General features: G+C 56.2%; 13 protein-coding genes. 5 read left to right on the top strand and 8 right to left on the bottom strand.

The genetic code is table 11. From position 1 onward, the window contains the following. The first annotated feature begins 68 nt into the window (after positions 1-68). The 4 genes from OSH01_RS00520 (at position 69) to minE (ending at position 3,922) form a co-directional block, all read left to right on the top strand. The gene (locus tag OSH01_RS00520; protein ID WP_266122101.1) at positions 69-1,826 is read left to right on the top strand and encodes a glutamine--tRNA ligase/YqeY domain fusion protein; all 1,758 of its coding nucleotides are present in this window, start codon (positions 69-71) and stop codon (positions 1,824-1,826) included. 31 nt (positions 1,827-1,857) lie between these two features. Then, a complete protein-coding gene (gene minC, locus OSH01_RS00525; protein ID WP_266122102.1) occupies positions 1,858-2,652 on the top strand; it encodes a septum site-determining protein MinC in 795 nt (264 codons plus the stop codon). A 168-nt stretch (positions 2,653-2,820) separates the two neighbouring features. Next, positions 2,821-3,636 carry a septum site-determining protein MinD gene (gene minD, locus OSH01_RS00530; protein ID WP_266122103.1) on the top strand — a complete coding sequence of 272 codons (816 nt, stop codon included), beginning with the start codon at positions 2,821-2,823 and terminating at the stop codon, positions 3,634-3,636. Between the two features lies 1 nt (position 3,637). Continuing rightward, complete coding sequence (minE, locus tag OSH01_RS00535) at positions 3,638-3,922, top strand: cell division topological specificity factor MinE (protein WP_266122104.1); 285 nt, start codon at positions 3,638-3,640, stop codon at positions 3,920-3,922. 63 nt (positions 3,923-3,985) lie between these two features. Here minE and OSH01_RS00540 read toward each other — a convergent pair whose 3' ends face one another. The 7 genes from OSH01_RS00540 to ettA form a co-directional block, all read right to left on the bottom strand. After that, positions 3,986-16,882 (bottom strand): filamentous haemagglutinin family protein, encoded by a 12,897-nt coding sequence (locus tag OSH01_RS00540; protein ID WP_266122105.1) that lies wholly within the window; start codon positions 16,880-16,882, stop codon positions 3,986-3,988. 205 nt (positions 16,883-17,087) lie between these two features. After that, entirely contained in the window at positions 17,088-18,041 is a 954-nt protein-coding gene (locus tag OSH01_RS00545) for a FecR family protein (RefSeq protein ID WP_266122106.1), read from the bottom strand. Positions 18,042-18,060: 19 nt separating this feature from the next. Then, positions 18,061-18,576, bottom strand: coding sequence for an RNA polymerase sigma factor (locus OSH01_RS00550; protein ID WP_266122107.1), 516 nt, complete (start codon positions 18,574-18,576; stop codon positions 18,061-18,063). 7 nt (positions 18,577-18,583) lie between these two features. After that, the gene (locus OSH01_RS00555) at positions 18,584-19,288 is read right to left on the bottom strand and encodes an STN domain-containing protein (protein ID WP_266122108.1); all 705 of its coding nucleotides are present in this window, start codon (positions 19,286-19,288) and stop codon (positions 18,584-18,586) included. 225 nt (positions 19,289-19,513) lie between these two features. Beyond that, on the bottom strand, positions 19,514-19,687 hold the full coding sequence (locus OSH01_RS00560; protein ID WP_376918102.1) for a glycine zipper 2TM domain-containing protein: 174 nt from the start codon (positions 19,685-19,687) through the stop codon (positions 19,514-19,516). A 180-nt stretch (positions 19,688-19,867) separates the two neighbouring features. Continuing rightward, a complete protein-coding gene (locus tag OSH01_RS00565) occupies positions 19,868-20,404 on the bottom strand; it encodes an isochorismatase family protein (RefSeq protein WP_266122110.1) in 537 nt (178 codons plus the stop codon). A 9-nt stretch (positions 20,405-20,413) separates the two neighbouring features. Further along, on the bottom strand, positions 20,414-22,087 hold the full coding sequence (gene ettA / locus OSH01_RS00570; RefSeq protein WP_266122111.1) for an energy-dependent translational throttle protein EttA: 1,674 nt from the start codon (positions 22,085-22,087) through the stop codon (positions 20,414-20,416). Between the two features lie 161 nt (positions 22,088-22,248). Between ettA and OSH01_RS00575 the strand changes: the two genes are divergently transcribed. Next, positions 22,249-22,743 (top strand): hypothetical protein, encoded by a 495-nt coding sequence (locus tag OSH01_RS00575; RefSeq protein WP_266122112.1) that lies wholly within the window; start codon positions 22,249-22,251, stop codon positions 22,741-22,743. Positions 22,744-22,749: 6 nt separating this feature from the next. On the opposite strand, the gene OSH01_RS00580 is transcribed toward OSH01_RS00575, so the two are convergent. Further along, a complete protein-coding gene (locus OSH01_RS00580; protein ID WP_266122113.1) occupies positions 22,750-23,673 on the bottom strand; it encodes a glycosyltransferase family 2 protein in 924 nt (307 codons plus the stop codon). Positions 23,674-23,717: the final 44 nt, after the last annotated feature.

Genomic DNA, 23,717 nt, shown 5'->3' on the forward strand with positions numbered 1-23,717 from the left:
AAGAAGCAGACAAAATAAGAACGTGGCAAAATGGTCTATTCGCCTGTTGCTTCTATTTTTAAACGTGTATGACATCAGCCTCCACTCCCGCACCTGTCTCTAATTTTTTGCGTACAGTCATTGACCAGGACTTAGCGTCCGGCCGTTACTCCCAGAAAACCTGGGCTGGTCAACCTGGACCTGCGTCGGTGCAAGCTGCTGCCCCTCTTGATGCAGCACGCGTACGCACTCGCTTTCCCCCCGAACCCAATGGCTATCTGCATATTGGTCACGCCAAAAGCATATTCCTCAACTTTAGCATTGCTCAAGATTACCAGGGAGCCTGTCATCTACGTTTTGACGACACCAACCCTGAAAAAGAAGAACAGGAATATGTGGATGCCATCATAGACATGGTGAAATGGTTAGGCTTTGACTGGAAATACCAGAACGAAGACAACCTGTATTTTGCCAGCGACTACTTCGATTATATGTATCAGTTTGCAGAAGCACTGATAGAAGGGGGTTATGCCTATGTTGATGAGCAAAGCGCTGAGCAAATGCGTGCCACCCGTGGCACCCTAACTGAAAAAGGCACCAACTCACCCTGGCGCGATCGCCCAGCGGCAGAGTCCTTACAGTTATTGCGCGAAATGCGTGACGGCAAACACCCCGATGGCAGCTTAGCCTTACGTGCCAAAGTTGATATGGGTTCACCTAATATCAACATGCGCGACCCCGTGCTGTACCGTATCCGCCATGCCGAGCATCACCGCACCGGCAACAAATGGTGCATTTACCCCATGTACAGTTGGGCGCACCCAGTGGAAGATGCCCTAGAGCGCATCAGCCACAGCTTTTGTACCCTAGAGTTCGAAGACCAACGCCCTTTTTATAATTGGATACTAGAGCGTCTGGTAGAGCTGGGCCAGCTTAGCGAGCCGTTGCCACAGCAGTACGAATTCTCTCGTTTAAACCTTTCGTATGTCGTCACCAGTAAACGTAAACTGCGTCAATTGGTACAGGAGAACCATGTGCATGGCTGGGATGACCCCCGCATGCCCACGTTAGCAGGGCTACGTCGCCGTGGTTACACCCCTGGGGCGATACGTCTTTTCTGTGAACGTCTAGGAGTGTCAAAGGCAGCTCAACACATTGAGTACAGCGTACTTGAACAAGCATTACGTGACGACCTAGACCCCGTTGCCAACCGCGCAGTGGCCGTATTGGATCCCATTAAGCTGGTTATTACCAACTTCCCCGAGGATCACGAAGAGCCCTGCTCAGCGCCATGCAATCCCCACCAGCCCGATGGGGCACGCCGTCAGTTCCCCTTTACGCGCGAACTTTACATCGAGCGCGATGACTTCATGGAAGTGGCGCCCAAAAAATACTTCCGTCTCTTCCCGGGTAATACCGTACGGCTAAAATACGCGTATGTTGTCACCTGCACGGGCTTTGTCAAAGATGAGAACGGCCAAGTGACCGAAGTCCATGCCGAGTATCTGCCCGACACCAAAAGTGGCACACCCGGTGCCGATACGGTCAAAGTCAAAGGCAACATTACGTGGGTTAGTGCTAAACATGCCATTGCTGCCCAGGTACGCCTCTATGACAGACTATTTTGCACCGCTCAGCCAGACTCAGGCGACTTGGATTTCTTAGAACAAATCAACCCAGACTCGCTAAAGACTATTCAAGCTTGGTTGGAACCTGGCATTGAGGCACACCCCGATACACATTGGCAGTTTGAGCGGTTAGGCTATTTTGTCGCCGATCGTGAAGACTCCACTCCAGAAAACCCAGTCATTAACCGCAGCACCACACTCAGGGACACCTGGGTGTAATGGCTTAACCTTACGATCACAACGCAATAAAGTGAACGCAAACTCTCATCCTAAAGGGCCCATCGCCCTAGACTTCAAAAGCGCAACGCTCTATGCCGTACGTGTAGTACTGCGCACGTCTGACACACAAGCCTTACTCGAGGCTTTGCATCAACGCATGCATGACGCCGGCTCATTTTTTCAAGACGAGCCCGTCGTCATCGACGCAACACAACTTGACGCTACACAGCAAAGCATTGACTGGGAAAGCTTAATTGCGGCGTTACGCAGTCATCAGTTGCATCCCGTGGGTGTATGTATACAAGCGGAACACCTAGACCAAGCTATAGCCAGCGGCTTACCCAATGTAGAGCTCTCTAACCCTCCCAGCCGCCCCTTATCTGAACCTGCTCCCGAGCAAGAGGTGCCAGTTATTACGGCGGCTGTCAGTCTAGAAAACCCGAGCACTGAAGACAGCGCGGCGACGACGCGCACCGTCGAAGTGCCGGCGCCTGCCGCCATGACCATTACACGTCAACTGCGCTCTGGCCAACGCATCTACGCGCGCAACACCGACTTAATAATTGTCGGTGCTGTAAGCCAAGGAGCCGAAGTCATCGCTGATGGTAATATCCACGTTTATGGTCCTTTACGCGGCAAAGCCATGGCCGGCGCGCGCGGGGACGCGAATGCCCGTATTTACACCACCGAGCTTGACCCCGAGCTAATTGCCATTGCTGGGGTATACCGTATTATGGAAACGCGACTTGATCCTAGCTTACGTAATAAGTCAGCGGTCATTTCTCTGAATGATGAAAAGCTAGAAATTCAACCCTTAACCAGCTAAGCAGAAAATTGCTTGATGTAGTGAACAAGATTGGCATAACCGATACAAAAAAACCTTTTTGATAATTTTTGTTGCTAAGCATATAGTTTCAATACCTAGGCAGTACAAAAATAAGCTCGGTTATGCTTTACGATAATGTGACTTGAAAATAAAAGGAAATTGATCGTCATGGCGCGTATTGTTGTGGTGACATCAGGAAAAGGCGGAGTGGGTAAAACCACCACCAGTGCGAGCTTTGCCTCGGGCTTGGCAATGCGCGGTCACAAGACCGCCGTTATTGACTTTGACGTCGGTCTACGTAACCTAGACTTGATCATGGGTTGCGAGCGCCGAGTTGTGTATGACTTTGTAAACGTCATACAAGGTGAGGCCTCGCTAAATCAAGCCCTGATCCGAGATAAACAGCTAGAAAACTTATTCATCCTGCCTGCTTCGCAGACACGCGATAAAGACGCCCTCACCAAAGAAGGCGTAGAAAAAGTACTGGAAGAGCTGAAAACCATGGGCTTTGAGTACATTGTGTGCGACTCCCCTGCGGGGATTGAAACAGGCGCGTTAATGGCAGCCTACTTTGCCGATGACGCATTAATTGTCACTAACCCCGAAGTGTCCTCGGTACGCGACTCCGATCGCATTTTAGGCATACTATCGGCGAAGTCTCGACGAGCCGAGCGTAACGAAGATCCCGTTAAAGAGTTTTTGCTCTTGACTCGCTACTGCCCCAAACGTGTTTCAGATGGGGAAATGCTATCGCTAAAAGATGTTGAAGACATTTTGCGCATTAAGCTCATTGGCGTGACGCCCGAGTCTGAAACGGTATTACAGGCCTCTAACCAAGGGGTACCTGTCATTCACCTACGTGACAGCAATGTGGCGCGCTCGTACGACGATATCGTCGCCCGCTATCTAGGTGAAGAACGTCCCCTGCGCTATGTCGATTACGAAAAACCGGGGCTTCTAAAACGTCTCTTTGGAGGAAAGTAATATGTCTTTCCTGTCCTTTTTACTGGGCCATAAAAAAACATCTGCTTCTGTCGCCAAAGATCGTTTGCAGCTTATTTTAATTAACGAACGCGGACGCGGGGGGATTGCACCCGACTACCTTCCCCGACTGCAGAAAGAACTCATCGAGGTCATCTCTCGTTACGTCAGCATCAATCCCGACGATATCAAGGTCAACCTTGATCGCCAAGACTCACTGGAAGTGTTGGAAGTAAAAATCGAGATGCCTCAAGTTGACGCTAACTCGGCGAGTGCCGATAAAGCGTAAGTACCGGGTATAACAAGCAAGGCGCTTAAAGCGCCTTGCTTTTACCCATCACACACCCAATCCTTACATCACCATATGGCTACGCTCCGATGGCGTCAGTCGCTCTAATGCCGATACCGGCTGAGTTCCCAACCCCAAAACCTGCACGGCACTATCGGCACGATACGGCGTAAGAGCGGCTTGTGTTCTCGTGTCTGGACCTGCCGAGGAACTTGTCCCCCCACTTTGGCCAAACCCTAACACCTGCACCTGAATCTGCGACGGCTGAGTGCTGCGGGCGGCGTCGCGAGCGCGGCTGAGGGTTTCTTGGGCAGCGGTAGCCGCCGATGACGCCGCACTGCTGGCGCTAGTCAACGCACCTACGTTCACAGACACCGCAATCGGCATGCCTTTCGATTCGCCTTGGACTTGAATGTTGTCGGCATTCACCACGTGTAAGGCGGCGAGGTTAACGTTACCGGAGACGCGGATGCCGGCTTCGCCTGCGTCGATGGTGCCTAGGGGGGCGATGAGGTCAACATCACCCGCTGGAACTTCGGCAATAGGGGCTAAGGTAGCAATACCGGCCCCGGTGCTGGGGACGTCTGGGCTAATAGTGATGTTACCCACACTGTCGTAAACGCGACGCGGCGGGGTATACACCACAGTGGTTTTGGATCCCCTACCCGCGTTAATGTCACCTTGTGCAGACCAAGCCAGTATATCGCCACCAAAAGTGGTCATGATGCGGCTTTGCCCCAGTAAAATACTGTCTAAAGAGTAAAGCTGTATATTGCCTAGTCCACGAGTGATTACACCGGCGGTAGACGGTGGCTGCGGACCTTCCACACCAAAGGTTAAGCCACCACCGGGTGCCAACATTTGTATGTCACCACCCAGGTTGCTATGCACCCCTCCCCCACCGAAGATGAGAATATCGCCTTGGTACAGAATAGGCTGCTGATGGCTGTCCACATCAGGAAATAAGGTGTGAATCACTTGACGGCCACGCACATAGCTTGCAAAACGTGCACTGCCAGGGTCGTTATATTCGCGCCCACTTTCGCGCAGTTCCGTAAAGTAAATATCGCGGGCGAAAATGCGCTGCTGGGCGGCGGGCAGCGCCTGGAAGTACGCCAGGGCGGACGGCACGGCATCGTCGCCGCTGAAAGTCACGCCGTAACGTTCCCGCAGCCAGTCCATCAGCTCCCCTTCATAGCTGTGCACCACGCGGCCTGGCTGGCTGGCCAGGGATTTGCCGGCGTCAGCGCGCAAGGCCGGGTTCAGGTACTGCTGCAACAGACCTGCATAGGTACTGTTGTTCATGCCGGCTTGCAAAGCTATGCTGGCGCCCGGACGGGTATCGCCCGCCATCACCGGCCCCAGGCTGACGATGCTGGCCTTGTCTTCCTGGATGATGTTGCGCCCGGCAGTGATCTCCACCGTACCCGGCCCGGCCACGTTCAGGTTCAGGTAGCGGATATCACGACCGGCAATGATGGTGGAGACGTCGTTGGGGTGGGTGTGCAGGATGAAGTTCCCCGTCGGTGAAGAGCCATATATGACAGGGAGATACCTAGGGGCTTCGTCCTTTCTTTGTCCAGTCCAGATAATGTCCTGCCCTGCTCGGATTTGAGCGGCGCCGCTGCTCCAATACCAGGCTGCAGTGCGCATGTAGTCTCCTAGGGAGTGCTCGATTTGAGCGCCCAGCCAAAGACCGATGATGTCGCCATCGCGGCTATAGACCCGGGTAGAGGTCGAAGGATGGGGACGATAGTTAACCTCGTTCTGTATGGTGTTGAGCGACCATGCATGCAGCACATCGCCAGTAAAGAAAGAGGTTTCCTCTGGTGTGTTACGCCCAACGGGGTTTCCAGCACTGTGAACACGATAGCTGGGACGCAGGAAAGTCGAGATGCTCTGGCTGCCCGCGCCCGAGGAGGCGATGATCTGTCCGCCGCCAAAGTAGGATCCACCGGCCAATATGGTCAATTGGCGTGGGCCTAAGGGCGCCAGCAGCAAAGGAGCCTCCAGAGGCGAGGAGATCCGGGTCATGGACGTGCCTTGGTAAATATTGCCTTCTGTCGCGATCAGAGAAACCGAGCCTGGCAAGGTAAAGGCGCCATCGCTTGGCCGATGGGGGTTCAGCGCATGGCCTTCGCCAGGGTTCAGTTCTTCTGAAATGCGCGTGTCGCCGGTCAAATGGGAACCGGCAGACCAGGCGCGCGCAGCGGTATGATCCGTCCACAAGCTGAACCAGGTCTGGCCCTGGCCACGAGAGTCAGCCCTAGCGTAAGGCGCCGATGGCCTGGTGGCGTCAGCAACGGCGGACAAGACCAGATTGCGCTGGCTTTGAATATCTGCCGCAGCGTCGCCCAAAGTCAGTACAAGGCCGCCTACCGATTGGGTTTTGGAGGATTGATAGGGGTTATGAGGCCGGCTGTCCCGGCTATCTCTTTGATTGCTTTCATAATATTGCTTCATCAGTCCAATCTGCCCGGCGGAAAGTTGGATCTGGCCGCGTAAATTTACGATGCCGCCGAGCAAGGCATGGGCGTTAAAGGGCAGCGAGGATCGTTGCTGCAGGGCGTCGAGTTCGGGGTTCCATCCGCCGGACAGGCGCAAGCGCAAATCGCCTCCTCCTTGAATCAGGACTCGGCCATCTGGCAGGACACGGCCATTGCTGGCGATGGCAATGGTCAAGCCCTGGCTGCGAGGCTCACTTTGCGCACGTATGCTTGTTATGCCCGTTCGTCCGCCGATCTGAACAAGCGCATTGCCTCCGCCTAGCGTGCCCAAGCCGCTGAACCCAACCTGGCGAGGCCATCGCTTGATAGTTCCTGGCACATCGTGATTGACGACATAGTCGCCAAAATGAAGGGCCCATGCGGTGGGGATGCGGGAGGTATCGGCACCGTCGTTGCCTTGCGTCCACAGCCAATTATGCACGTCCGTGCTATTGATGGACGTGCCTGAAGCAGGCGAAGTGGCTGCCCAGGCATCGCCGGTAAGATCGCCTTGGATTCGCAGCGATAGATTGCCGCCAAAGTCCGGATACCAATTCTGACTGGCCCTGTCGTTTCCGCTGACCAGATTTTCATAGTTGCCGGCGGTGTTGCCCAGCACTTTGCCGTCCTCGGTTATGGCGCGCTCGGCGTCATATTGCTTGTCCAATCCGTTTCCAAGCAGAACTGGCGTACCAGCCGTGTAGATGCCATAAGGGCTGCGCATGGAAAGGTCATGGCGGGCAGCCAGTTCCAGGTCTGCCGTACCGGTGCGCAATACGCTCAGGTTAGGCTGGCGAGCGTGGACGCCAGCCAGTTCTTTTTTACCTGTATCAACGTATGTGCACAGAGTTGGGTCGATTTCGCAATATTCCAGGGATTCGTCGGGCACAGCTTCTCCGGCCGGTTCGCCCATCCAGTTGCCTTCGGCCCAGACGTACTGAGGCGGGGGGGCTTGAAGGACACACAGGCTTGGGTCCATTTCGCAATATTCCAGGGATTCTGCAGGCACAGCTTGTCCGGCCGGCTCGCCCATCCAGTTGTCGGGCGCCCATACCCAGACTCCAGCCGCCTTGTATTCCTTTTCCATGCCGTAATGCGTGTCGCCCAATACCAGGCTGCCGTGGGTGGCGTCGCCGCGCAGGCTGCGCGGGTCGGCGGCGGCGGTGTCTGCGCCGGCCACCAGCCGTATGTTCCAGGATTGCGAGCCGCTGGGCAGCATGGGCGCCAGCGCCCAGTTATAGGCCTGACGGTCTCCGTCCAGCGGACGCAGCGGTACACGGAACAGGCCGTCAGCCAACTTGATATCCGTGTCTGCTGGCAGCAGAGCTCCTACGGGTAAGTCGATCTGTTTAGCTTGATTCATGGCTACAGGCAGCGCGACGCCCTTGGGCCAGGTGATGTTTTGTACCGTCAAATTGGCGGGCAAGTGCAGGCCAGCGCCCAGCTTGGCGTTCTGGGGCAAGGCCAGACCGCCTTCGGGCACGGGGGTGCCGGCGGGCAGCAGCAGGCTGCCGTCCGGCGCATGCACGTCGGCGCGGAATACGCTGCCGGCGGGCAGGGTGTAGGCCGCATCCAGGGTCACGTCGACGGGCAGGCGCGTACCGGCGGGCAGCGTCACATTGCCGGCGGGCAGATCGAAGTTCAGCGCCCGTCCGGCCGGGTACTGCGTGCCGGCTTCCAGCTTGACGCCGGCAATGGGCACGATCACATCGCCGCCGAAGGGCTGCTTGCCGGGCACCAGCACCCAGCCGTCGTCATCGGGCGTGGCGGGCGGCGGCGCAAAGCCGTCGTTGATGCTGCCGTAGATGGCCAGGGCGCCGCCGGCCCGGATGGCCAGGGCGCCCGCTTCGCCCGAGCCGTAGACGGCGGTCAGGGGGCTGTGCGGGTTCAAACTGTTGTAGCGGTACTTGGACAAGTCCAGGTCGCCTTGCACGACCAGGTCGCCATCGGGCGTCGCGCTCAGGATTTCCACCGCGGGACGCAGGTGGAAGGCGTCGCGGTAGGCGGTCAGGCCGGCCAACTGGTTCTGGATCAGGCCGGTATTGGCCAGGGCATTGTTGATGAAGCGCGTGCTTTCCGTGTGCTTGGCGTCCAGCCAGCCTTGGGTGATGACCTGGTACGGACGGCCGCTGGCGGCGGCGTCCGTGCCCGCCGACGCATCGAAATACTGCTGCACCGCATGCAGCACGATCCGGCACGCGCCGGCAATGTCCAGACCTGTGTCGGCCTGCACGGCCATGCGGCCGGAGTCCGCCGCATCCAGGCGCGGCGCGTACAGCCACAGGCTGCTGCGGGCCTCGGGGTCGCGTTCAGGCGTATCGGTGCCGTGGCGCAAGTCAATGCGCGCGCCGCGGCTCAAGGTCAACCGGCCCTGGCCGCTGTTCAGTTCCACTACGGCCCGGTTGGGGCTGTGAATGACCTGACCATAGCTGTCCACGCGCAGCAGTCGGCCATGGGCGTCCAGCACGGCGCGTCCGGTCAGCGTCAAGCCGTGCTTGGCATTCAGGCGGATCTGGCCTACTTGCGCGCCGCTGGCGTCCAGCAGGCCGTCTACCGTCAGATGGCCCCGGTCCAGGGCGATGCCGATCTGGCCGGCGCGCACGGCGCCGCCTATGTGCAGATCGCCTTCGCCGAACTGGAACTGGCGCGCGCCCCAGACTGCGCCCTGGTCCAGGCGCTGGTTCAGCAGTGCGAATTGTTCGGACAGCGCGCCCGTCAGGCCCAAGTGTTTCGCCAGCAGTTCCAGTTGGGCGTGGCGGTAGGGCACCCAGGTGCCGCCCGCGTCATACTGGCCGGAGGCTCCGCCCAGCACACGGCCTTGCAGGGCCACGCGGCCTTCCGGCGCTTGCACCGTCAGGTAGCCCGCGTGGTTGTTGATGGCGGACACGTCGATCAGGGACTGGGCATCCAGAATGACATTGCCGTGCTGGGACGCCAGGGTAATGTCGCCGCCCCAGCTGTATTGGGTGGCTTCTTCGTCATCAAAGAAGGTCGTGGTCTTGCCGGCCAGGTTCAGGCTGGCCTGCGGCCCCAGGATCAGATCCTGCTGCGCATGGGCCTGGAATTGGCCGCTGGGCAGCACGACCCGGGTGTCCACGTTGATTTGCTGGGCCGCCAGGCGGATTTCCGAACCCATGCCGGCCAGGAATGCATCGGCGGTGGCGCCGGGCAGGCCCTGCACGCGCAGGGCGCCCCCCGCCGTGATGTGCGAGGCCGAGCCGGAGCGGCCGGTCAGCAAGGGCGTCCGGATGAGCAGATGGCCGCCGTCGTAGAGCGAGCCGTTCTGGTCTTCGCCGGTCCAGCGTTGGTAGACCTTCAGGCTGCCTTCGTGGCTGGCGGTAAAGGCGCGGCGGGCGGTGACGTCCACCGTATCGAAGCCCAGCGTCAGGCGTTCGGGCCGGTCGGTATTGTTGGGCCGGCTGAACGGGTCGTAGCCCAGGATGAACTGTTCGGCATCAATACGCAGTGTGCCTTGGCCGTGCCCGGCGCCGCCCAGCATGGGGGCGGGCGCGGCCTGCATCAGGCCCGTCCAGTACAGGTCGCCCGTGCGCAGATAGGCCTGTTCGCCTGCCTGGCCGGCGCCATAGATGGCGGGGGTGCGCAACACCAGGCGTTCCATGCGGCTGCGGCCTGTGGCCGGGTCGGTGGTGTCCAGCGCCACATTACCCCAGAAGTTCAGGGACTGGCCAGCGGTCAGGCTAAGCTGTTCCAGAGCCGGAGCACCCCAGGACGTGTCGCCTTGCAGCAGGCGGTTCAGAATGCCTTGGTTCAGTGTCAGGCCGGCGGGCAGTATCCCTTGGGCGCGGGCGGCGTCCAAGGCTTGTTCGCTGCCCACGTTAATGCTGCTGGTGGCCAGGCTCAGGTGACGGGTGCCGTAGCGGGCCTGTTCGCTCAGATCCAGGGAGCCGTTAGTGCCTATGGTCAGGTTGGCGTCTGAATAAAGGCGGGTGACCCCATCGCAAGGCTCAGTGGCGCAGACACCGATTCGGATAGAACCCACGGTGTGGATTGAAGGCGTAACGCTTTGGGCCAGATGCTGATTATTGGACAGCAATACAAAATTGTGTCCTTGAGTGTAGTAGCCTTGCTCCAATCCCAGCGGGGCGGGGCCTTGGCTCAGGGTGCTGAGCACCGCACCAGGTTCCAGCGTCATGGTTGTAGCGGCCAGCACGATTTCAGGCGCGGTCAGATAAGTGCCTGAATGAATGGTCAGGCCATGGGTGTCGCTGACATTTGCGCTGTTATGGAACATCAAACGGTTTTCCGAGACCCTGGATTCCTGGCCTAAGGCCAGGCGTCCGGCTTGCAGTCGGTTCAAGCTGGCCGCATCGACGCGAGCGGCATCCGCCGGCAGTCCTGGCTGGTCCAGGCTGGTTACAACGTGCAGATGACCCGATGAACTCTTGATGGCGACCGTGCCGGTGTATCCCTGGGGAGCCGCCTCAAACTTCGCTTCCCCCTTGAAGCTGAAGGAGCGAGCGGGGCTGGGTTTGATCACAGAACCACCCACGCCGCTCAGGTCCACGATCAACTGCTTGCCATCTTCCGGCGTTGGCAAGCGCGGATTGCCGCTGCGCGCCGCGTGTTGTCTGGCAAAATCGCTGAAGCTTGTCTCGTTGTACTGGCTGTAACGGCGCACGGTGTCGGCGCTGCTGATGATCATGGGCTGCATCAAGCCGGCCTGGGGCGCTGCCTGATGGCTGTGGACGGCGCCTTGCATGGCCCAGGAGCCGTTGCGCAGGGGGGCCGGAGCAGCGTGGCTAAGTGTTTGGGCTTGAGCCCCGTTCAACTCCACCCGGAACGCGCCGGGCAGCAGCGCATAGCTGGACGGCAATAGCGTATAGGTGCCGGCGGGTAGTCCGGGCAATCCGTGTTCCAAGGTGATTTGCTGACCCAAGCCGGGCGCGACCGCGCCTTCCCCTTTTCCGCCGGGTGCGTACGGCGCTTGGTGGCCGGGCACGATGGCGTAGACGGGGTTGGACTTCAAGGAAGGCAGGGTAAAGCCGCCACCGCGCCGATTCACTTGCATCAGCGGATACAGACGCGCATCCACGGAGCCGCCGCGACCGGCCACAAAGCCCGCCCCCAGCAAGTCGCCGCCACCGCTCAAGTCCAGCACCGCGCCTTCCTGCACCTTGATGTCGTGGGCTGACAGGTGCATGGACTTGGATGGATCGAATAGGGAAGAAGCCAATTCGCGGATCAAGGCGCCGTGATACAGGTAGTCCAGCCCATCCACGGTACCGCCGTAGGGCAGGCGCAAGCCGGCCATGCTGATGGAGGTGATGCTGCCAGGGCCAAAGTCGATGGACGAATCGCCGGCTTCAAAGCGCAAGCTGCCTCCATTATCAACACGTTGCGCTCTGAAGGTGATCTGGCCGCCGGGCGCCAGCACGACGCCGTGCTGTTGAATGCGCGGCGCGGTGAAGATCAGCTCGCCCAGGGAATAGGGCGCATAGGGAGTGGAACCCGGTGTGCGCAGAATGGTCAGGGACTGATTGCTTTGCAGCCCGCCTTTGGCATCTACGTCCGGATAGAGTTGGCGCGCCTGCAGTGTCAGGTTTGTATCGCCGACGATCTGGCTGAGCGGCGTGCCGGTCGCGGTCTGTTTCAGGAAGCGGATGTCGCCGCTGGACATAATGTCTGTATGGGCGAATCCGTTGTAGCGCAGCTTGACATCGGGCCCTACGGTGGGGAAAGTGCCGATCGTGCCGCCTAGGTTGACGGTATTCTGTATGTCCAGATGTTCCACTGTCGCCGTCAGGCGTGTTGTGCCTGTCGGCGGCGTCATGGACACCCCGTTGAACGTAGGGCGTTTGTGGCTATCCTTCACGGTAAGATCACTCAGGCCGGCCAGCCTTAGATACTGGGACGACAATTCGATGTGCGAATCTTGCGGCGCTTCGGCGCTCAGCCCCAGCATGCCCGATACCAGATGCAGCTGGCCTTTGACGGCCAAGCGGGTGTTGTCCGTAAAGCCCAACAGCCCGCCGCTGTAGACCAGCAAGTCATCGAAGCCGCCGGCGTCGATCTGATCCAGGCCCAGGCTGGCCCGGCCGTAGCGCAAGGTTGCATCGGGCGTATAGGCGGCTTGCAGATTCAGTACCAGCAGTTCCCTGGGCGCCAGCACGTCCTTGTGGATATTGGCCGTTTCGTAGTTGGGCGCGTCCAGCAGCACGTTCAGGCGGCCGCCCTGGGCCGCGGCATTGCCCGCCTTAGCCGTCATGGAGCCGTGCAGGCTCAAGCCCGCGGACGAGCCCAGCGTAATGGAGCCGCCATGGCTGGCCAGGGCATAAGCGCCGCGTCCTTCGGGGTCGATGTAAATTTCTGCGCCCGAGGCATCCAGACGGCTGCCGGGCCGTAGTACGACGAAAGCGTCGGAGCTAGGGGCGCTGGTCGTATTGTCCAGGAATTCCCCGCCTATGATGATGTCCCCGCCCCGGCTGACAGCCCCCAGGGTGTGGCCCAGCTTGTTCTGCCCCGTCCAGGCAGCGGCGGAGGCATCCAGAACCGCCTGTTCGCCAATCAGAATTTGACGCTGGTGGGCTTGCTTGTCGGCTTTGTTGGAGTGAATGTCTCCCGTAACTGAGAGCTCGCGCGCGCCCATAAGGCGTATAGTTCCGCCCGGCGCATGCAAAGCGCCCAGCGCCCACAAGTCGCCGGTGCTGTTCAGCCGGATGGCCTGGCCGGGATCGACCCGCAGGCTGGAGCCTTGCTCCAGGATCAGGCTGCGTGGCTCACCCGCCGCCCATTCGGACAGCGTGGAGCCGGAAGTCAGCCTCAGGCTGGCCCCGGCGCGTTGCTGTACTGTGCGCCCGTCGGCCGACACTTGAAACAGCGGGGGCAGGATCGTGTTGACTTGAACCTGGGATTGGCCGTTGGCGCCGACAAAGTTCAGGTGCTGAATGGGCCGGTGAAGATCGATCTGGATGTTTCGGGGAATATAGACGCCGTTCTGTCCGCGTAGCTGGTACTGGGCGAAGCCGGTGTTGAAGGGGGCCAGGTCGATGTTACTGGTCTTGGCTGTTTGTATACGGCGGGGGAGTTGAGTGCCGGTTGGGAAGACTGTTCCTTTAGGGACGACAAAGTTTGCCGGAGCCGTTGCGCCTATAGGTAAAATGTCTTTCTTGGGAGTACGGAATTTCAGACCGGCAGGAAATACTTTTGGATCAACCGTCAAATGGTCGATGTAGCTAATCTCTACTGCTTTTCCGGCGGGGATGACTAAAGGGCCTTTATGATCGACAAACTCTGTTCCATTAAAATAGGAATAACTATTGCTGCCGTAACTATTGCCGTAATAATAGTAAGTCAAACCGTCAAACTTAATATTAGCACCGCCATTTTCGGGGCCTATGACCCATTCACTTTGGGTTGTGAAGGTTTGCAGAGCAAATAAGTATGTACCTGAAGGATTTGCGATGTACTCCCCTGGCAAGGTATGTGTGCGCTCAATGGCATAAGGTACAGGAAGGATTTCTCCCGCTTTAACCTCATAGTCATTCAGCAGAATCAAGTCGCCATTGGCGCGTCCACCAGCCTGCAGCCAGCCGTCTTCAATCTGCAGATCGCCGCCTATGGACAGGGCTGCGCGCGAATCGATGTCCAAGGTGCCGGCGCCCGTGTAGCCATAACCGCGGACATGACCCAGCAGCTCCAGCCGAGCCTGGGAGTTTTCGGGGCTCAGGTAGCCAGCTGCGATGCGGATGGAGCCACCTTTGCCGCCCTGCCACTTATTGATGTCACGCACATAGGCGCCAGCGCTGACGTCCAGCAGGCTGTCCTGACCCAGACGTAAGGAGTCCGGCGTTTCCAGCGTGATGCGGCCGCCATCGATATAGGCTTGCTGGTCGGACTGATAGGAATTCCGGCGGGCGTCGGTCAGCAGGCCGGCGGCGCTGATGCTGACGCCATCCGCCACGCGCAGGCCGCGCTCGATGTCTGCGGGCAGGTCGTTGCCGGCGGGATTGTTGCCCAGAAAACCGGCGGAAATAGTGCCCGAGGGGGCGATGATATTTGCATTGACGTCAATGGAAGGCGCGAACAGGGTCAGTTCAGCGCCCGGCGCCAGTTCCAGCGCCTGGTCCAGGTTAATGGTTTGCTGCGCCCACAGCTCCAGTTTTCCCAAGCGGCTGCGGTTCAGCCAGTCGCTGGGCAAGGTCAGGATGGACTGCCGGTCTTCGCTGACTTGCTCGTCTAGGTCGGCCAAGATGCTTTGGTTTTGTTCTTGTATCTGGATTTGCTTCAGCAAAGGCAGCGTGCTTTGATCGCCGTGGGGCAGACGCCCGGCAATCAACCCTGCACGGCGCGCCACGGCAGCCTGGGATTGCAGGTAGCCGTCCAGACCCGCTTGCGCGGCCAGAATCTGGCGCGGGCCTTGGTAGACTTCACCGATCAGATCCCCACGCAACAGAACGTTTTGGGTGGAAAGGACCAGTTTGCCTGCGTCTCGACCTACTGTATAGCCAGTCTCATAGCGATAATCAGGACTTAATAAAGGGGTCTTAAATATCCGGGTGGCCGGTGAGCCCCAACGGGCATGTACAGACTCCCATCCTGTATGGATACCTTGATAAAGCAAATCGCTGGGGGCGCGGCTGGCTTCGTACAGGCGGCCGTCATCGCCGCGCAGCCAGCTCAGGTTAATCTTGCCGGACTGCACGTCCAGCGTGCCGCCGGACAGGTTCAGGCGCGATCCGGCTTCCGACACGAAGTCCTTGCCGGTGGCGGTAATGGTACCGCCCTGGGCCAGCCATTCGTCTATGGTGTGCGGGGCGGTATTCAGGTAGCCGCTGACTTCCAGCAGACCGCCGGCCGTATACCAACGGTCGGACTCGTAGCCCTGCGTACCCTTGGGCACGAAGACCAGCAGGCGGCGGTCCACCCAGATGTCTTTATTGTTCAGGTTCTTGCTGTCGCGGTTGATGGGTGCGTCGCGTTGTTCATTGCCCTGGGCGTTGATCAGCAACTGGTTGCTGTCCATGGCGACGCGTACGCCCACCTGGCCGGCCACGTCCAGCTCTGCGCCGCGACGCAGCAGGCTGCGGTGTTCGGCGTGGGTGGTGATTTCGCCGCCGGTGGCCAGGGTCAGGGAGTTGCCCTGAAAATCTACCGTCTTGCCACTTACGATGTCGATGCGCGACAAGGCATTAGGGCTGGGTGTCTGGCCCAAATTATCGAAGATGGCAGTGCTGGCGCCATACCCCGCGCTGTTCATCAGGACCTCGCGCTGGCTATCCAGCGCCGTGGGCGAATCGGCATCCACCAGAATAGCAGTGGTGCTGTCCGATTCCAGCGTGACGCGCCCGTCCGCATCGCTGCGGCGGGTGGACAAGTGGATGGTGCCGCGCTGGCTGGTGGATGTGGTGGCTACCAGCACGCCGGCCTGGCGCACGTCGTGTCCGGTCAAGGTGATGTCGCCGTTGGCGGCGCTGATCAGGCCGCTGTTGCTAACTAGACCGGCCTGGCTATCAGCCTTACGGTGCGCGACGACTTCGTTGCCACGTGTAGTAGATTGGGCGTTACCGTCCGTGCCCTGCCCTTTGCGTATGTAAAAGGTGTCGCCAGCCGCTAATACAGCCTGCCCTTTAGGTGTATGAATTTGACCAGCATTGTGAGCCTCTTGCCCCATCAGCAGCACATAGCCGCCGCCATCAACGGAACGATTGGGCGCATGTGTTTGAATCTGCGCACCGGCCTGAACTTCCACCTTGCCCAAGGCATCGGTAAGGGTGGCTAAAGAGCCTTCCGCGTTGACGTACAAACCGCCTTTCAAAAATTGTTCGTTGCTGATGTTCGCGGCAGCGGCCACCAGATTACGCACGTTCACTTGCGATGTGCCGCTGAACACCACCCCGTTCTGGTTAACCACCATCACGGTGCCGTCGCCTTTGATTCTTCCTTGGATTTGGCTAGGGGTAACTTGGTCGCCCACGACACGGTTCAGCACCGCATCGGTATTTTTTTGTTGGAACTCGACTGTCGTATTACGGCCCACATCAAAGCGGTTCCAGTTCAGGATGGCTTTAGCGTTAGTTTGTTTGATGCCTACATGATGCTGGCCGTTTTGCTGAGTATGTACCGGTGCTTCAGCGCCTAACCATTGGGCTTTATCACCCACGGCCACTTCTAAGCCACCCTGTGCTAAGCCTTCGGCTACGTTGCTGGCTTGTTGCTGTGCCGCTAAGCGGGCAGCGTTTTGGGCGGCTTGTTGGGCCGCAATGGCACTGGCGGTACGGTTTAGGTTGTCCAGCGAGTGCGATAGTTGCGCCCGAGCAGCGGCTTGTTGTTGCTGCATGCTGGCCGCCTGCTGGGCAGCGCGTATAGCATGGTTATTGTTGGCGTTTTGGTGTTGCTGAGCGGCATTGCTTTGGGTGAACCAGGCGCCGCGCAGTTGGGCGTGTCCAGTATTGGGTAAACTGCCAGCGACTATCAGCATCAACGCTGCAGCTAAAGGGGTTAAATTACTGCGCAATTCTGGGCGGCGAACGCTAGAGGCTTTGGGTAGAACTGGAGCAAGCAAACAAGCTGAACGAGCTGGCATGATAGGAGTTTCCGCACGAAGTGTATGAAGTGAGCCTTAGGCTAAACAGCCAATAGACTGCGCAAAAACGCAGCCCCTACTTACAAGACCCCTCTCGACTCACTATCAATGACATCTATATTGAAACTATTTGTAACTACGCTTCACTTAACAATGCTACCCCACCCGGAAGCTCTTGCACCTTCACTCCAGGTAAAGCACGCAACATATCAAGCGCCAAATCCATATCCTTTAAAGCGAGTTGCAGGTGTACTGCTCGTTGGCCCAAATGTGCTTGGCGTAAATAAATATGCCCGGAGCGATAACGATTCAGCTCTGCAATGACTTGTTTTAGCGGGACACCGTTAAAGTTCAAGTAACCTTTTCGCCAGGTGCTGCTTGACTCGGGATTCAAGCGTTGAATAGCCCAGTCACTTGGGCTGCGATACAACAAGCCCTGCCCTGGGCCCAACTCTAGATTTTCAAGCATATCGAGCTTTACATGCCCTTCTAGACAGGCAAGCTCCAGTTTGTCCTCTACGTAACGCACCGTCACGTTAGCCGCATAAATTTGCATGCGACAAGGCCCTACTTGCACTGAAAATGGGTGCTCCGATGTCATTTGCACCTGTATTTCAGCTTCTCCTGTCAATAGTTCTAAGCCAGTGGTACCCACGTAGTTAATTTGCGTTTTTGTATTCATCAGCACAGCAACGTCTTGACCGAACTGGACGGTCCGCTGTTCACCCGCTGCAGTGCGGTAATCGGCTTTAAAATCAGATAAAGCAGGCCACAAACCTAATGGTGGATACAGTGCCAAAGCACCGACACCTGCAGCCGAAGCGGTGGCCGCAGCCATTAAAAAGTGACGCCGATGCCAGAGCTTCTGTACAGCAGGCACAGGCTGAGCGGCTGTACGCTGCAACGCAGGAGAAAATGTTTGCATCACGGTAAGCAGTTCGCGCCATGCTTGTTGGTTTGCCGTGCTTGACGCTAGCCAATGCTTAAAATTCTCGGCATCAGCTTGTGTTGCTTGCCCTGAATGCAAGGTCGCCCACCATTGATCAGCTTGCTGGTGTACGTTCAGGTGAGGAGAAGAGGACGTGGTCATGGCAATAATAATGCGCAAGCTAGTTGTTTAATCGGCTGGCTAGCTGTTTACGCAAGTAAGCAAGGGCGCGACACATTTCTTTGTTTACTAAGGCAGTTGACATATTATGCTGCTGCGCAATCTGTGCATAGCTTAAACCGTCGACTCGCGCCGCCAACAACACCAAACGGGGACGCTCAGGCATATCCTGTAGCATAGCTAAAAGCTGCTGCATTTCTAATTTAGCCGCCACCTGCTGCAACGTGTCAGCCCCTTCATCCACGATATGGACAAGGTCATCTAGCTCAACAGTTGTCAATAATTTGTACCGCTTGTGATGTGCATCCACAGCAATATTATTAGCCATGCGCCATAAATAGGCATCGTCATTATGCACCACACTCGCCGAGCTGATGCCTTCAATACGTACCCACGTTTCTTGGAGAGCATCGGCAGCATCTTCAGGTGAGCCCAGCACGCGCTCTAAGCGCGTACGCAACTGCTCGTAACGAGCCAATAAACTTTGACGCAAACGCCGACGCAAGAGCTCTGACATAGATGACTTACCTGTTAGCCCGCGAGGAGCACTCGTTGTTGCTGCCCGTAGGCTTAAGCAATAAGATCACAGGTTGAGGCATATAAGGGCTAGGAGCCTGGCCTATGGGTAAATTTTGCAGGGCTTGAGAAATAGCGATATCGCGTTTAGCTTGGCCTGTAGAACCCAAGAAGTTGACTCTGACAATATAACCGTGAGCGTTTAGCCACATTTGCATAGCAAGACGATAATCCCCGGGTTGCGTATTCGCCTGTGCACATAAGCGATGCCTAACGGCGTACTGCACCCTAGCCACATACGCGCTGTGATCAATTGCCCCCTGCTGCACCCCAGATATTTGCCATACCTGCAAACTTTGCTCCACGTTAAAGTCTTGGTTTTCTAGGCTACGGACAACAATAGAGCGCTGATTCACCACATAAGCGGCAAGACCAGTACCTTCAAGGAGTTGAGCTAAAGCCTGTTGGCGAGTATATTCACCCCGCGCCAACTGCACAGTGATGTGAGCATGCTGGCTATCTAGCAAGACAGAAAGACCTGTTTGGTGACTAAAAGTAGACAAGGCTTGGTGCAGCTTTTGGCTAGGTAAAGCCAGCGTAAGCCTTTCTGGGGACTGCAACAAAGAGTGCGTTACGTTATTGGCCTGCGCTGCATGATTAAACATAAGTAGACCAGCCAAACAGGCCAGTGCATACATCGCGAACTGGGCCATAGGACTTATATAAAAACAAGATGTTTATGCTCTAAGAGTGAGCTAATGCATTGTAGACAGCACACTGTGACGTCACGATGACACAAGCTTGACAATGGCAAAAGTAAAGTGTTTTTCGTTTCTGATAAGCCTAAAGCGAGCATAAAAATGGCCATTCAGGATTTTTAAATACCTGAACGGCCAAGATAAATCATGTATTAGGCGTACAAGCCTAGCAATAAAGTACTAGCGGTTTTTCCCGACTTGATCGCCGATTACACCACCAATGGCAGCGCCACCTACGGTGCCCAAAACGCCACCGCCTGTAATCACGGCGCCAGCGACCCCACCTAAGCCAGCACCCGTGACTGCACTTTTCTCTCGTCTGCTCATCGAGTCCCAAGAGGAGCACGCGCTCATGGTGAAAATAAGCAAACTGGCTAAACCTACTTTAGTATATGTGGCTAATTTCATAATCCAACTCTCCGTGAAATAGCGATTGATACTTCTACCATACTGCCATTACGACTCAGTATGTCACCGAACACGCTAGTGTTTTGTTAGGTAACACTACATTTGTAAACACCCTGGCCTTGAAGCTTATTTGACCAGCGTTAAAACGGCTTTAAATACGGGGTTAGCCGGTGTGTCTAACCACTCAAACATTGCCATCTCAGCAGTTATCCGCTCTAAACCATAGTGATCCCAACGCGCTTGGGCTGCCAGCCAATCGGAAGGCTTGCGTGAGCCTGCACAATCAGTGACTAATATGGGTTCATACCCTTGTCTTTTTAAGCCCAAACCAGTTTGTAACACGCAAACATGCGCCTCCGTGCCTATTAACAACACTTTTGGCCGCTGCTTAGGCAAAGAAGGTAGAAAATCGGGTTCCCGTGTTGCATCAAAGTGAGTTTTATGGAGCACCTGATCAATGTGCGCTACAAGCTCGGGGTGTGTGGGCCCGATTTTCTGTGCCCAATGCTCAGTGGCAATAACCGGAACCTTACATAAACGTGCAGCTTGAGCGAGCCGGCCGGCTCGGTGCAATAAAGCGTCTGAATCGTGAATGGCTGGCAATAAGCCAGTTTGCATGTCGACGACTAGCAAGGTGGATTGATGCGCACTAAGCACGGACATAGGGTCTCCTTATTTCAGGGATTTGTAGCGTATACGACGAGGTTTAGCACCTTCTTCGCCCAAACGGTGTTTTTTATCGGCTTCATATTCCTGATAGTTACCGTCGAAGAAAATGGCTTGCGAATCCCCCTCGAAGGCCAAGATATGGGTAGCGATACGATCTAAGAACCAACGATCATGACTGATGACCATAACGCAGCCGGCAAACTCAAGCAACGCATCTTCCAATGCTCGCAAGGTTTCCACGTCTAAGTCGTTAGAGGGTTCATCAAGCAGCAGGACGTTACCCCCAGAAATGAGCGTTTTGGCCAAGTGTAAACGGCCACGTTCTCCACCCGACAAATTGCCTACTTGTTTATTTTGGTCGGCACCTTTGAAGTTAAAGCGCCCCAAATAAGCACGGGAAGACATTTCGAAACGTCCTACCGTAATTAAATCAGCCCCATCGGCAATGCTATCAAATACTGTTTTTTCATCCGGTAACGATTCACGCGACTGATCTACATAAGCTAACTGTACGGTTTGACCTAATTTCACTGTGCCTGAATCGGGCTGTTCTTTGCCTGCCAACATGCGGAACAAAGTAGATTTACCTGCACCGTTGGGACCGATAATCCCGACAATAGCGCCCGGGGGCACTTTAAAGCTCAGGTCATCAATCAACAGCCTGTCGCCATAGCCTTTGCTTACGTTAACAAACTCAATGACCTCATTGCCTAAACGTTCGGCCACAGGAATAAAAATCTCTTGGGTTTCATTACGTTTTTGGTATTCATGCGAAGACAGCTCGTCGAATCGGGCCATACGCGCCTTCGCTTTAGCCTGACGCCCTTTAGGGTTCTGACGCACCCACTCTAATTCTTTCTTGATGGTACGCTGGCGTGCGCTTTCCGACGCTTCTTCTTGTTTCAGGCGGTCTTCTTTTTGCTCTAGCCACGACGTATAGTTACCTTTCCAAGGTATGCCATGTCCACGGTCTAGCTCAAGAATCCAGTCGGCGGCGTTATCCAAGAAATAACGATCGTGCGTCACGGCCACCACCGTGCCTGGGAACTGACGCAAAAACACTTCCAGCCACTCAACGCTTTCTGCATCCAAGTGGTTAGTAGGTTCGTCGAGCAACAACATATCAGGCTTGGACAACAACAGCTTACATAGCGCCACACGGCGTTTCTCACCGCCGGACAAATGACCTACGGTGGCATCCCAAGGTGGTAGGCGCAACGCGTCGGCGGCGATCTCCATCTGGGTGTCGGTATCATCTGCACCGCTAGTGGCGGCGGCAGCGATAACAGCTTCCAAGTGTGCCTGCTCGGCCGCTAAGGCGTCGAAGTCAGCGTCGGGGTCTGCGTAAGCAGCATACACCTCGTCTAAACGTTGACGCGCCTCAAACACCTCGCCCAAACCAGCCTGCACCTCTTCACGGACGGTAGACTCGGGGTTGAGCTGGGGCTCTTGGGGCAAATAGCCGATTTTAATGCCGGCCATGGGAATGGCTTCCCCTTCAATGTCCGTATCCACCCCAGCCATAATTTTAAGTAGAGTAGATTTACCGGAACCATTTAGACCCAAGACACCAATTTTGGCGCCGGGAAAAAAAGAAAGGGAAATGTTGCGCAAAATCTGCTTTTTAGGAGGCACAATTTTGCCAACACGATTCATGGAAAAAACGTATTGAGCCATATAAACCTATGTGGAATAAACAAGGCGAACGATAAAGCGCAATTGTAGGCCGTGATAGCCGCAAAAATCCATTTATCGCCAAATATGCTGCGCTAAGCATAGAAGTCCTGCGCAGGCTTACGTTAAACTACGGACTAACCAGTTTACCTAAAGAGAATCACATGTCTAGTGACGCTGCTGCAGAGCTTATTTTCACCGCCGAAGAGCTAGATCTACTTGGCAACACGGCCGATGCCATGACCGCCTTTATGGGCAAGCCCGTGCTAGCCGAGGTGGTTGATGCGGAAGAAACCGGGTTTGAATGGGTGATATTTGGAATACCGCTTGACGTGAACGACGATGCCGAACAATTCACCATCGTACAACTAGGCGGACAGTCCGCAAGGCTATTAGGCAATCGTGGGGGCCTAGCTGACGATGACCACGAAATCTATGACTGCCAATGCCTGTGGATGATACAGCTATCTCCTTTGGAAGGCGTGCGCTACATAAAAGTAGACGATGAAGGGGATGAAGTTGGCTGGACCGACACACTAGGTGAAATTCTACCCTTTGAAGTTCAAGAGCCCATTTTGGATGAACGGGAGGAGGACGACGAGGATACCGACGACGAGCCTCCTATGTGCGCACTTCCTGGATCTCCTACGCACCACTAAGCCTACTTAACGTAGGCGATCTCGCCAGTAGAGCAGCAAGCCTACGGGTGCCATCAACGCGACCAACACATGCGCGGCCAGACCACGTAACTCATACCCTGCAGGCTGGCTGATTTTAGCGGCCTTCAAGTGCATTTCAAAACGTGTGTAACGCGCTGCCGCTAATAAAAATGCTTTAGGGCGATAGCGAAACCAAGGTAAGCAGTTCACCACCGTATCTTGTGCTAACAACCATAAGCCTAAAGCGTGTTGCTGGCTGCTACGCCCTTGCACCGATAAAGAATCAGGGCTGTCGTAATAGACACGAAATACTTTATTTACAAAACGATTCACATACCCTGCGCGCGCAATGGCACGCCAGACTATGCTTTCGGGCACAAATCCAGGAATATGCTCGGGAAAGGGGAAACGTCGCAACACGGCGGTGCTTAAGCAGCCAAACTTTTCCCCGCGTACGTTATAGCGAAAGGTTAGGTCCAGTGCGCTAATATCCAGTACATCCTGAGGATACATATCCCCCACCACTGCCCCTGCTTGATTGACACACAAGCCTGTCACTCCCGCATATCGCGGTCGCTCTGCTGCGGGAATGTCCTGCCAAATCTGGGCCATTTCAAACAAGGCATTGGTATCTAAACTATCGTCGCTATCTAGGGCAACAATGAGCTCGCCCCTGGCTTTAGCCACCCCATGATTAAAAGCGGCCTTCTTGTGCTTGTTTTCTTGCCAATGATAATGAATTGGAAAACAGGCCTCTTTTTGCCATTGCTGAACCAAAACAGCCGTATTGTCCGTGGAGCCATCATCAATAATCAGCCACTCAAAATCTTTGTAGCTTTGATCACACAATGACAAATACGCGCGCTCCAGAGTGTGCGCACGATTGTACGTGGGCGTCAGTACGGTGAAAAGATGTTGCCACTGTTCCATGCCAGACCCTAATTTGATGATAAATTTTACAAGCAACGTGACCA

This window comes from Alcaligenes endophyticus, assembly GCF_026344035.1.
Lineage (GTDB): Bacteria > Pseudomonadota > Gammaproteobacteria > Burkholderiales > Burkholderiaceae_B > Alcaligenes > Alcaligenes endophyticus.